General features: G+C 48.8%; 1 protein-coding gene. It reads right to left on the reverse strand.

Annotated elements, in window-relative coordinates:
• On the reverse strand, positions 1-324 hold a 324-nt coding region (locus tag KH400_RS30485; RefSeq protein WP_217228767.1), incomplete at both ends, for a hypothetical protein.

Raw genomic sequence — 324 nt, forward strand, 5'->3', positions numbered from 1 at the left:
CTTTTTTCTTCCTTTTTCTCCTCTCCTCTTTTTTCCCTCCCTCTTTTCCTTCCTTCCCTCCTCTCTCCTCTCCTTTTTTCCTTTCCCTTTTCTTTCTCCCTTTCTTTTCCCCTTTTTTTCCCCTTTTTTCCCTTCTCTTTTTCCCCTCTCTTCTCTTTCTCTTCTCCCCCTCTTCCTCTTCCTCCTCCTCTTCTCTTTTCTCTCTCTTTTTTCTCCTTCTCCTTCCCCCCCCCCCCCTCCCCCCCTCTCCCTCCTCTCTCTTCCTCTTCTCTCCTCTTCTTTCCTTTTCCCTCTTCTCTTCTTTCCTCCTCCCCCTCCCTCTCT

It is taken from the genome of Desertibacillus haloalkaliphilus (genome assembly GCF_019039105.1).
In the GTDB taxonomy this organism is placed as follows: domain Bacteria; phylum Bacillota; class Bacilli; order Bacillales; family KJ1-10-99; genus Desertibacillus; species Desertibacillus haloalkaliphilus.